Source organism: Companilactobacillus paralimentarius (assembly GCF_963227125.1).
GTDB classification, from domain to species: Bacteria; Bacillota; Bacilli; order Lactobacillales; family Lactobacillaceae; genus Companilactobacillus; species Companilactobacillus paralimentarius.
Genome location: NZ_OY724132.1, coordinates 1 through 7,033 on the forward strand (window position 1 = coordinate 1; position 7,033 = coordinate 7,033).

The 7,033-nt window shown below is 37.0% G+C and carries 8 protein-coding genes; 5 read left to right on the top strand and 3 right to left on the bottom strand.

The annotated features are described in order from the left end of the window. Positions 1–578: 578 nt before the first annotated feature. Both ACI6PB_RS12970 and ACI6PB_RS12975 read left to right on the top strand, forming a co-directional pair. The gene (locus ACI6PB_RS12970; RefSeq protein ID WP_404399136.1) at positions 579–1,508 is read left to right on the top strand and encodes a replication initiation protein; all 930 of its coding nucleotides are present in this window, start codon (positions 579–581) and stop codon (positions 1,506–1,508) included. 282 nt (positions 1,509–1,790) lie between these two features. Beyond that, on the top strand, positions 1,791–2,357 hold the full coding sequence (locus ACI6PB_RS12975) for a DUF536 domain-containing protein (protein ID WP_137631717.1): 567 nt from the start codon (positions 1,791–1,793) through the stop codon (positions 2,355–2,357). A 110-nt stretch (positions 2,358–2,467) separates the two neighbouring features. On the opposite strand, the gene ACI6PB_RS12980 is transcribed toward ACI6PB_RS12975, so the two are convergent. Next, on the bottom strand, positions 2,468–2,707 hold the full coding sequence (locus ACI6PB_RS12980) for a hypothetical protein (RefSeq protein WP_404328024.1): 240 nt from the start codon (positions 2,705–2,707) through the stop codon (positions 2,468–2,470). A 124-nt stretch (positions 2,708–2,831) separates the two neighbouring features. Here ACI6PB_RS12980 and ACI6PB_RS12985 point away from each other — a divergent pair, with 124 nt between their 5' ends. After that, a complete protein-coding gene (locus tag ACI6PB_RS12985) occupies positions 2,832–4,829 on the top strand; it encodes a collagen-binding domain-containing protein (RefSeq protein ID WP_404328023.1) in 1,998 nt (665 codons plus the stop codon). A 229-nt stretch (positions 4,830–5,058) separates the two neighbouring features. Here the strand turns inward: ACI6PB_RS12985 and ACI6PB_RS12990 are convergent, their stop codons facing one another. Together ACI6PB_RS12990 and ACI6PB_RS12995 are read right to left on the bottom strand one after the other, a co-directional pair. Continuing rightward, on the bottom strand, positions 5,059–5,406 hold the full coding sequence (locus ACI6PB_RS12990; RefSeq protein WP_024002471.1) for a type II toxin-antitoxin system PemK/MazF family toxin: 348 nt from the start codon (positions 5,404–5,406) through the stop codon (positions 5,059–5,061). Further along, entirely contained in the window at positions 5,406–5,669 is a 264-nt protein-coding gene (locus ACI6PB_RS12995; RefSeq protein WP_404328026.1) for a type II toxin-antitoxin system PrlF family antitoxin, read from the bottom strand. Before ACI6PB_RS12995 ends, ACI6PB_RS12990 begins: the two co-directional genes overlap by 1 nt. Positions 5,670–5,746: 77 nt before the next feature. On the opposite strand from ACI6PB_RS12995, the gene ACI6PB_RS13000 reads away from it, so the two are divergent. Together ACI6PB_RS13000 and ACI6PB_RS13005 are read left to right on the top strand one after the other, a co-directional pair. Then, positions 5,747–6,334, top strand: a complete 588-nt coding sequence (locus ACI6PB_RS13000; RefSeq protein ID WP_013279411.1) for a site-specific integrase — start codon at positions 5,747–5,749, stop codon at positions 6,332–6,334. Positions 6,335–6,688: 354 nt separating this feature from the next. After that, entirely contained in the window at positions 6,689–6,901 is a 213-nt protein-coding gene (locus ACI6PB_RS13005; protein ID WP_404328027.1) for a hypothetical protein, read from the top strand. Positions 6,902–7,033: the final 132 nt, after the last annotated feature.

Sequence of the window (7,033 nt, forward strand, 5' to 3'; positions counted from 1 at the left end):
GAAAAGCTAACTATTTGCTGTCAATGGTAGCGGACGAGCAAAGCGTGGGAGCATAAGGAATTGACAGCTCTTAACCAGTCTTAACACTGAATTGGCGAAAGCCAAAGTTTCTATAAAACTTTGCTTTCCTGCCTAACGGCGAGTGAAAAAGCGGTCAAGCTGGCTCAGCTTGGACGGGGTTCGGGGCGTCAGCGCCCGAATTAATGTGGCTTGCCACACCTTTTAGGCAACGAACAAAGTGAGGCGCAAGGAGCATAGCGACTGGAGTTTAATGTGAGCCTGTTTTTTGGCTCACTCCTTTGTGTTTTTTGATTCTAGGTTTTGGCCTCGTACAGTGGTGCCTCTTATATACCTCTTTTATAAACCTCTTTTAAACCTCTTTTAAGGGTATGTTCAGCCTTACAGCGACGTGGGATACAGAACTTTATAGAACACAAATTGTCTGTTTATAGAACACAAATTGTCTGTTTATAGAACACAAATTGTCTGTTTATAGAACACAAATTGTCTGTTTATAGAACACATCAGAAAGCATACCGTGTTATAATAAAAGAGATTTATAAAAGGAGGGGTTTTTTGTGAGCAATGAACTAGTCAAATATCAACCTGAATTAAATACCATTCCGTTACGTAAATTCACCCCTATTGAAATGAATCTATTTTTTTCAATTGTGTCTAGAATGCGTGATAAGGGTGACCAAACCGTCCGCTTTAGCTTTGACCAGCTAAAAGAGTTAAGTAATTACAACCCCACAGCCAATCGGCGCTTTATCGAAGATATTAAACGCACCTACGACCACTTGATGGACTTGCGTTTCGGTAGCCGAAGCAAAAGTGGGTTGTCGTTCGAAAGATTTGTCATGTTTACCAAATTTAAGATCAACGGTGACGTAGACGAGCCGTACGTTGACGTAGAAATCTACAAAGACGCTTTGCCCTTGCTGAACAATCTAGAGAGTTGGGTACGATACGCTTTAACCGAGTTTAGAGACCTTAAGAGTAGCTACGCCAAGACGATGTTCCGCTTGCTAAAGGGCTATCGCACTACGGGTTACGCTTACTTTTCAAAAGCAGATTTTAATGAATTGCTAGACATTCCAACAAGCTACAAAGAATTTCATGTTAACCAAAGAATTCTGGCTCCTATTAGAGAAGAATTAACTCCTTTGTTTAGAGGGTTAACGATTAGAAAAAAATATGGTAAAGGCAGAGGAAAACCAGTTATTGGCTATTCGTTTACCTGGAAACCTGAAAAGAAAGACGCTAACGACTTCTCACAAGGTCAATTTCAAGATGAACGTCAAAAACTCTTTAATATTCAGCATAATGGTGAATTAACAGAACAGGAAAAATGGCGTGCCATTGATAAAGTTAAGGGGTTAACTCTAGGCTCAACTGAGAAACAAGCGGTGGCTGAGAAACAAGCGGAACACGATAAAAAAATAAGAGATCAAGCACGAAAAGAAGCACTTGCTGAACTCCGAAAGGAGTTTGGAAATCACGCCTAAAACTATTAGAGAACTTGCTGATGAGTTTGGTGTATCAAAACAAGCCATTAGGAAAAAACTAGCTGCAAACTTTAGTTGTTGTTAATTCGGGATATTTGCCGTTAAAGCAACATTCATTGGTGGCAACAACCAGAACCAAATCAATTATAGTTTAGCTTGAAGATTGATACCTATTTTAAAAAACGACAAGAACGACAACCAAGTTTAAGCTTTGCTTGTCGATTGGTGTTCTTGTCGTTTTTAACTTATAATTTAAGGCGGATTAATTAGGTGGTGAAACTATTGGGCAAGACTATTCGACAACTTTCAGAAGAATTGAAATTATCAAAACAAGCTATTAATCAACGTATTAATAGTATTAATGGCTTTCGAAGCAAACACACTTATAAAGTCAAAAACCATCTAGAAATAGACAACCAAGGCGTTAAAATGCTTGCTAATTTCGACAAGCAAAAACGACAAGAACGACAAACAAATCGGCAAGCTGAAAACGACAAGGACAAAAATATTGATCATATCTTGCTAAAACAACTTGATGTTAAAGATCAACAAATTGCAAATTTACAACAGGCCTTAGATCAGCAACAAAAATTACAGATAGCAACGGTTTCAGAAAACCATCGATTAAAAGAGCACGTTCGGAAATTGAGCGGCTTGCTTGAACCTTCTAGTGCAACTCAACAGCAACAATCAAACGACAAGGACGATGCCTTGTCGAATAACTCTAATACCCGTCACAGCAAGGATAAAAACGACAAGAAAAATGAAAATAGAGTTGCTGGATATAATAATAGACAAAAAAAAGTATCTAAAAACAAAGTCAATAATAGTTGGTGGCGTTTTTGGTAGTATTTCTACTCCTTTCATCAAGCAATCAGGAATCTAACCCAGAAATAGTTGACAAAGAGCCCATTTTCCTACCGCCTTGGATAGTTATAAGAAGCAAAAAAATTCTCATACTATTTGGCTGCCAGTGGTAATTTAAAGATGATAAAAGTCGATACAGCGTAAATAATTAAAATCGGAATCAGTAACATTCCATAGGTGATGGGCCACGTCAAAATGGTCATTAAGGCAGTGCCAACTGTATTTAAAATTACTAACGTTTTCCTGGTTAGTTTAAATGAATGCCATATTAAAAACCACCAGTAGACCAATGAAATAAGTAGCGCAAAACTTCCCAATTCAGCTAATGACAATTTTTATTTATCTCCTATAAATTGTTTTGTAATATTTGCAAAATAATATAATTGATTTTATCACTGTTAATTATATACTTACCCTTAGGTATTAATAATTAATTATTGAAAAGAGGCTTGTTTTATGGAAAAACAACATTACAAGATGTATAAAGATGGCAAAAAATGGGTTTTTCCAGCAGTTACTGTAATTGCTTTAGGGGTTGGGTTAAGTGAAAGTACATATGTTGTAAAAGCAGATAGTACTGTGACTATTGCATCAACTGATGATTCAGTAAATACTGGCTCTGCCAGCAAGAATCCTACTGTACCTGTCACATCAACTGATGATTCAGTAAATACTGGCTCTGCCAGCAAGAATCCTACTGTACCTGTCACATCAACTGATGATTCAGTAAATACTGGCTCTGCCAGCAAGAATCCTACTGTACCTGTCACATCAACTGATGATTCAGTAAATACTGGCTCTGCCAGCAAGAATCCTACTGTACCTGTCACATCAACTGATGATTCAGTAAATACTGGCTCTGCCAGCAAGAATCCTACTGTACCTGTCACATCAACTGATGATTCAGTAAATACTGGTGCCGCCAGCAAGAAAACTAATTTACCTGCTACCTCAACTGATAGTGTCCAACCAGCTACTTCCATTAGTGATGATACTTATTTAAAAAATTTAGGAATTGATATTAACGACCTAAATACTAACAGTGTTTTAAAATTAGCTTCTTTGTTCCATATTTTTGCAAATCAAGCTAGTTTATCAGCGGATACTAATGGTAATTTAGCTGTTAAAATTTTAAATGGCTCTAACGATTTTGGTACACGCGGTGATTCATACAATTTAACTAGCGGTGATATTTATTACATTCAACAACTGGCCAAAAATCTTCAAAGTAACGCTTTTAGAAATAAAACATTTAATCATGTAGTATTAGGTAAAGATGTTAGTGTATCAATTGAAAATAACAAGGTCTTGATCAATGGTATCACTATGGATAATTTAAAACCTGAAGATGTTTATCAAGATACCAATGGGCAGACCTATATTGATTTTAGTGATGTATTTCAGCAACTAGTAAAGGCATCCACCAGTTATGCTAGTACTCCTCAGTCAAAAGGTGTTATTTCAAATTATGATGACATGAATAATCGCTATGTTGATGTTTCGAAAGTAGCAACTGGAACACAAATTATTTATGTAAATGTTCCATTCAAATATTTGAGTGCTACTCAGCCGATTAAAATCAAGGGAATATCTCAAGAAAATGGCCCCACTATCGTCATTAACGTTACTGATATTCCAAATGGTGATCAAAATATTTCTACACAAGTTCAATTATATTATGATGATGGAACGAATTCTCTACCCAGCGGTGAAGAGCATTCAGAGCCTAACCATGTATTATGGAACTTAGGTACCGGTGAACAAGTCTTCAATTTCAGCAGTGGTCGGTTTATGGGAAGCGTTTTAGCACCTAATGCGACTATTAATGCTGGAGTTAACATTGATGGGAATATTGTTGCTAATATCGTTAATATAACCGGCAGTGAATCGCACAGATGGGATATTCATCCACAACCGACACAGCCAACTCAACCGACACAGCCAACTCAACCGACGCAGCCAACTCAACCGACGCAGCCAACTCAACCGACACAGCCAACTCAACCGACACAGCCAACTCAACCGACGCAGCCAACTCAACCGACGCAGCCAACTCAACCGACACAGCCAACTCAACCGACACAGCCAACTCAACCGACACAGCCAACTCAACCGACACAGCCAACTCAACCGACGCAGCCAACTCAACCGACACAGCCAACTCAACCGACGCAGCCAACTCAACCGACGCAGCCAACTCAACCGACGCAGCCAACTCAACCGACGCAGCCAACTCAACCGACACAGCCAACTCAATTGATTAAAACTAATGTTAATGAGAAAAAAACAGTTTCATTGGTAAATGATAAAGAAAAAATTCCTTCTAAAAATATAGAAGCTTTACCACAAACTAGTGAAAAATCAGAAAGCTCTGTTTCAGCTCTAGGTGTCTTATTACTGGCTTTAGGAAGTTTAACCAGTTGGCTGACTTTCAGAAAAAAGTGGAAAGATTAACTAAACAATCTACCGTATACTATCTAAGAGTGGATGGAAGAAAAGAAAAAAATAGTGTTAATATTACGAAAACATCCTAATAATGAAATTTAAAGTTTTTTGATTCAGTGTTTAGGGGCTATAATTAACAAATAACCCCTCAAAAACGTTTTTAAAATAGCCCCCAATATCTATAATGTAGATATTGGGGGCTATTTTGTTTCTTTTATCAATAAATAACATCTGCTTTTCAGAAAAATTGTTGGACCTTTGTACTAATTGAACTAATTTCTTGCTGAGATAAAGTGGCCACAACTTCGCCATCTGATCGTTTTGTTGGGTCGACAGCACGGACATGTTGCAATAACGCTGTCCCGTGAATTTTCCCGTTATCTATCCTGATAAATAACGGCGATTTAGCATACTTTTCTTGGGTACGATATTTGTCAGAGGTACTGATTGGCACAACTAGCACCGTATTAAAATAGCGATTATAGTGATCGTTGCTTACAACTAAACACGGTCGCTTTTTCTTAGTTTCAGTGCCTTTAGCCGGATCTAAATTAATCCATAAAATAGCGCCTTGTTTTAATTTCATTAATCAAAGTCTTCGCTTTCTACGTCTTTACCCCAATCAACTTCTGTTGTACTGAGATTTCCAAACTTTTTTTCTTGTTTATCAACAAGTTGCCATAGATCCGGTTTACTACGAACAATCATTACTTTACCATTTGGTTCAATCTGCCATTCAATTGTGTCAGTAGACCGAACTTTTAACAGTTCACGTACTGTTTTAGGAATTGTAATCTGATTTTTACTTGTGATCTTCGAGCTAACCTTAGTTACATTACCTGCGCTCACAATATCATCTCCTTACTTTTTCCTTACAAAAATAATAACATAACTGCTTTAATATCTCAAGAAAAGGAGAAAAGACTATGCAACAAGTTGTTTTACCCATCAAAGATTCAAACGTTCTTAAAGAGGTTCAAGATACGTTACTCAATAACTTTAAAGCTGGCCGACGTAACTATACGATTTTTCAAGTTGGTAAAGCGACTCTACTGCGAGTGAGTGACGTTATGGGCTTAAAACAGGCCGATATTTTTAATCCGGACGGTTCTATTAAACAAAATGCGTTTATTCATGACCGAAAAACGGGTAAACCTAATACCTTGTACCTTAAACCTGTTCAAACAGAGCTCTTATTGTACCGTCAATGGCTGCTTGATCATAAGCTGGATTCTGAATGGCTCTTTCCTTCAATTCAACACCCAGAACGCCATATTACTGAAAAACAGTTCTACAAAATTATGAGTAAGGTTGGCGATCTATTAGGAATTAATTATCTAGGTACTCATACGATGCGCAAAACTGGGGCTTATCGTGTTTACACGCAATCAAATTACAATATTGGCCTAGTCATGCACTTATTAAATCACTCAAGTGAAGCCATGACTTTAGCTTATTTAGGCTTGGATCAAGCAAGTACAGAAAACATGTTGAACCAAATTGATTTTGGGTAAATTAGTTTGATTCTGTTGTCGCCAACGGCGACTTCTGATACAGGTTTTTAATGGGTCTAGCACAACATAGAATTTATTCTATGTGTAAGTGCGCATTGACCTCGTTTTACTCGGTCTGCTGATAACCATGAAATCAGTTTTTGCCGTTGTTGAATTGACTGTATTTTTAATTCAATTTATGTTTGCCCCTAACTAAGATTGTTATGTTTTAAATATTTAAAAAGTGTTGCAGATCCCGCTACTTTCAACCAAAATTTTTTAATTGCTTTATGCAAAGAATCTTCATAAGCCTGGCAACAAAATTTGAATAACTAACTGTAAGAGCTGCGTATCTAAACTGAGGTCATTATTTTAATATTAGGAGTAATTAAGCTGGACGAAAAGAAAGTATTAAAACCAATTGATGAAATGCTTGCTGATCCTTGGCAAATTGATATGCAAGAATTGTTTGAAGCTTCTGTCAATGAACCTGATGAGATCAAGAGGAATTTTTATGATTCCTTATACACTTATGTTTTGCAAAAAAGGCAAGAAGATATTAGTAATCGCCCAGGTTCCGTCATCTAGCCCTCTAAAAGCTCACTGAGGGCTTTTTATTTTGCTTTGGTATAAAAGTATATGAATAGTCTTAAAATCGCTAGAAACGAAAAATAAGGCCCTTAAAAAGGGACGTAGCAGTTAAATCTTTATTAAGTTTTA

Coding starts and splice junctions, on each gene's coding strand:
- ACI6PB_RS12985 (WP_404328023.1), top strand. CDS start 2,832: ATGGAAAAACAACATTACAAGATGTATAAAGATGGCAAAAAATGGGTT.
- ACI6PB_RS12990 (WP_024002471.1), bottom strand. CDS start 5,406: ATGAAATTAAAACAAGGCGCTATTTTATGGATTAATTTAGATCCGGCT.
- ACI6PB_RS13000 (WP_013279411.1), top strand. CDS start 5,747: ATGCAACAAGTTGTTTTACCCATCAAAGATTCAAACGTTCTTAAAGAG.